Annotated in this window: 3 protein-coding genes; all 3 read left to right on the forward strand. The window is 33.2% G+C overall.

All coding sequences use genetic code 11. The annotated features are described in order from the left end of the window. The first annotated feature begins 36 nt into the window (after positions 1–36). Positions 37–615, forward strand: coding sequence for a hypothetical protein (locus ACKTTV_RS09180; protein ID WP_408030541.1), 579 nt, complete (start codon positions 37–39; stop codon positions 613–615). A gap of 70 nt (positions 616–685) precedes the next feature. Then, a complete protein-coding gene (locus tag ACKTTV_RS09185) occupies positions 686–3,916 on the forward strand; it encodes a leucine-rich repeat domain-containing protein (protein WP_408030542.1) in 3,231 nt (1,076 codons plus the stop codon). Between the two features lie 4 nt (positions 3,917–3,920). Continuing rightward, on the forward strand, positions 3,921–4,328 hold a 408-nt coding region (locus ACKTTV_RS09190), incomplete at its 3' end, for a hypothetical protein (RefSeq protein WP_408030543.1).

Consider the following 4,328-nt stretch of genomic DNA (forward strand, 5'->3'; position numbering starts at 1 on the left):
GGAGGAATACCGAATGCAGAAACAGATGTGAATTCAGTGGATCATTTTAGCTTTAAAGATGCTTATGCTCTAAAAGAAGAAGGAGGTATTACCGATACAGAAGCGCATACAGGAAGAAAGAGTATTGAAGTAAAACCTAGCAAGTCTGTTAGTTTAATAAAGAAGTTAAATGATGTCAACCCAGATTTAATTGAGGATTGTGTAGATGAACCCAATGGTGATATTACAATTACAGACGGAGGAACTCCAGCTGATATAAGTTGTGGGCATGTCAGAGCGCAAAGAACATTTATTATTTCAGGCAGTCCGAATTCACAGATTCCATTAATAATCACAGGAACTATAGATCAGCAAAGCACGGAAGGAGTATTGATGTCAGTTGCTGTTGATGATAATGTTATTATCAACAGATATTTATTGGATACAGGTCATCTACAAAGTCCTATAGGAGGAAATATAAATTTGGGGTCGAAAGGTAAAGCTGTTATTACAGTAGTCTTTTGCCCAATATTATGTGAACTTGGAGAAGTTAAAACAGATAATCTTGATTTGACTTTTACGTTTGGAGGAAGTGCTCAAAAAAGAATTACAGAGTCGATAGAATGTGTTTTTTAATTCAATATGGATAGCACAATAAAAAATTATAATGAATTAAGTTTAAATGGAGTTTTTTAAAATAGTAACTATGAAAAATAAGAAACCATACATTTTTCTAATAATGCTTCTCTCATTCATGATGAATACCATGGAAGCTCAAGATATACAAAAAGAAATTTGTGATAATGAAGCGATATACGAAGTAGCGGCTTCCCAAATCGAAGAAGATTCTGTTATATTGAATTGGTTTGGTATAGCTGACAATAACGATTTTATAATAATTTATGGACTAAAAGGATTTAAGCCAAAAAATAAAAAAGCAAGGATACAAAGAATTCGAACGAGCCAAAATATTGAACAGATAACAGGTCTCAAACCTAACACAACTTATGATTTCTATGTGAAACTAAAATGTCAAAAACGGAAGTTTTACAAAAAAATCAGAGTGAAAACATTGAAATCTGGTCAAAGTGAGCGAATAACTACCTTTTCTACTAGATCGACGTTCTCGGTAAGTTCTTTGGAAGAAGAGAAGCAAGCATTATGGGACTTTTATACAGCTACGAATGGTTCCCAATGGAAGAATACTCTAGCGAATAACAAGTCATGGTCATTGGATAAGCCAGTTTCTGAATGGTTTGGTGTAACCGTCGATAGTGATGGGTACGTTACTAAAATACAGATGAGACAGAACTACCTAGATGGAGAAATAACAAGTTCAATAAGTAAATTGAGTAAACTTTATCAACTTGATTTAGGAGGGAATAAGATAAATGCAATACCAGCTGAGTTTGGAAGTTTGTCAAATTTAACTTACTGCTATTTGAACGATAATATATTAACTAGCGTCCCGAATGAAATTGGAAACCTTGTGAATTTACGTTCTCTATCAATAAGAGGTAACCGTATTCAAAGTTTACCTTCAACAATAGGGAATTTAACCTTGTTATCTTGGTTTAACGCAGACAAAAATCAATTTACTATGTTGCCGAGTTCCTTGGGTAATTTGTCTAACTTATCAGCATTATTCCTAGGTGAGAATAAATTGGAGAGTTTACCTAATGAAATAGGTAATTTAAGGAAGCTTACATATTTACTTTTGAAATCTAATTTATTGAGCAGTATCCCTAATGAAATAGGGAACTTGACTCTGTTGCAGTCATTGTATCTAGAAAGAAACAGAATAAACTCAATTCCTTCTACAATTGGGAGTCTGGTCAATTTAAAATATTTAGTAGCGAATTATAATCAGATAAATAATATTCCTCAGAGTATTTCAGGGCTAACAAATTTGACATGGTTGGATTTTAATGAGAATAAAATTCCTACAATACCTGAAGATATAGGGAATCTTACGAAGCTTAATAGATTGGATTTTAATAATAATGAAATTGTAGATGTACCATCAAGTATAGGAAACTTACAAAATCTAACCTATTTAGGTTTTTTAGGGAATAAGATAATCAGTGTTCCTTCCGAAATAGGGAATCTTGCGAAACTTAAATGGTTAAGGCTAGAAGATAATCTAATAAAAGAAATTCCATCTAGTTATGTTAATTTAACTCGTTTAGTTCAAATATACATTTTAAAAAATAACTTAAATTTTAATACAATTGAGAATATTTATAATGGAATTAACGCCATACCTACATTAAGACGCTTTTCTTATTCTCCTCAATCAAAAGTAGATCAAGAGGAGTTGAAAGAAGAATTTGTTGGAACAACGGTAACTCTGACAAGTAATCAAATGGTAAGTCCAAACAATAGTTACCAATGGTACAAAAATGGTACAGCTATTTCCGGAGCAACGAGTAAAGATTTGGTGTTAACCAATGCTCAGGAGTCTGATTCAGGAGTATATTATTTTAGAGCGACGAACAGTATTGTTACGGGCTTGACATTAGAGCGTCATCCAATAACATTAACAGTATCTGTACCAAAATGTCAGGTTTCAGAAGCTGAGAAGAATACCTTATGGAGTTTTTATACTTCGACCAATGGAGCTAATTGGAAGAATACAGTTTCAGGGAATAAGCCATGGAGTTTGGATATACCTGTTTGTGATTGGTTTGGAGTTGAAGTAGATGAAAATAATAGGGTAACAAAACTTTTATTGTTTAACAATAATTTATCGGGGACATTGCCAGATTCAATTGTAGGGTTAGAATATTTAAGTCATTTAATTGTTCATAATAATTCTTTAGAGGGGGCTGTTCCAGAGGTCATTGGATCAATGTTGAATTTGAGGTATTTAGGGTTTACAGGAAACCAATTTACTTCAGTTCCATCGAGTTTAAACAATTTAATTTCAATTGAAGAAATACATTTGAATAACAATATTATATCAGGTCCTATAGTTTTGAATAAGTCGAATTTATCTAATCTCAGAAACTTATATTTTAGTAATAACAGATTAGTTTTTTCTAATTTTCAAGACCATCATGAGTCATATAAAAATCTTTCAGGCTATCAATATTCTCCTCAAGCCAAGGTTGATGTGGCAGAGGAAAAAGTAGTTGAATCAGGAAAGTCTATAACCTTATCTAGTACTGATTTAACCAGTTCTAATAATAGTTACCAATGGTTTAAGAATGGTGTTGCTATATTGGGAGCAACGAGTAAAGATTTGGTATTGAATAATGTTAAAGAATCGGATGCTGGGGTATATCATTTTACAGCTACCAATAGTGTAGTTACTGGATTAACATTAGAGCGTCATCCTATTACTTTATTAGTATCACACACACCTGTAATTACCCCAGTTCCATTGTCTGCCGTGGAGAGCACAAAGTCAGGTTCATTTCGACCTATTTATGAGAAGAAGTATATGATTAGTGGTTGGGTTAAGGAGAAGAGTTTGACTCATATAAAGAGTTCTAGTTATCGCAATTCTTATATTCAATTATATACAATAGGTTTAGCCTCAGGAAGTTTGCTGACACCGGAGCATATTGGGGATTATTACCCTACGGGTCATATTATAGATGGCTGGCAACGTATTGAGGGCGTTTTTACAATTAAGAGTTTTAGTCATTCAGATGTTACAGCAGTAAATAATTTAGTAGTAGAGCTTAAGAATACTTCGTCAGATATAACGAGTTATTTTGATGACATTCGTATTTACCCATTTAATGGAAGTATGAAGAGTTTCGTTTATGATGATGATACTAAGAAACTTATGGCTGAGTTGGATGAGAATAATTTTGCTACGTATTATGAGTATGATAGTGAAGGAGGATTAATACGCGTAAAGAAAGAGACAGAACGTGGGGTTTATACGATTCAAGAGACAAGATCGAGTAATGCAAAAAAGAAATAATGTTATGAAAAAGAAGTCAATATTATGGTTGTTACTGTTTGTTTTTTCCATAGGGTATTCACAGGATGCTCAAGAGATAATGCGAGAGTATGTAGCCTTATCAAAGAAGAACAGTGAATATCAGGTGAATCTTACGTATAAGATTTACAAGGGTCACGAGTCTCAAACGGCTTTTGAGACCAAACAAGGAGTTTTGTACAAAAAAGGATTGGCTAGTTACAGTAAAGTAGCGGAGGCTGAGATTTTGAGTACATCTACGAATTATGTTCGTGTAAATCATTTGGAGCGAGCGATGTTAGTTGGACCGGCAATAGCCGGAGTTTCTCAACAATTTGATTTAAACTTACCTGAATTATTAAAGTATTTAGATGTCAAGTTATTGAGTGATAATGGGCATTACAAGTTAGAGTTT

Origin of the sequence: Tenacibaculum xiamenense (genome assembly GCF_964513065.1) — a bacterium.
GTDB classification, from domain to species: Bacteria; Bacteroidota; Bacteroidia; order Flavobacteriales; family Flavobacteriaceae; genus Polaribacter; species Polaribacter xiamenense.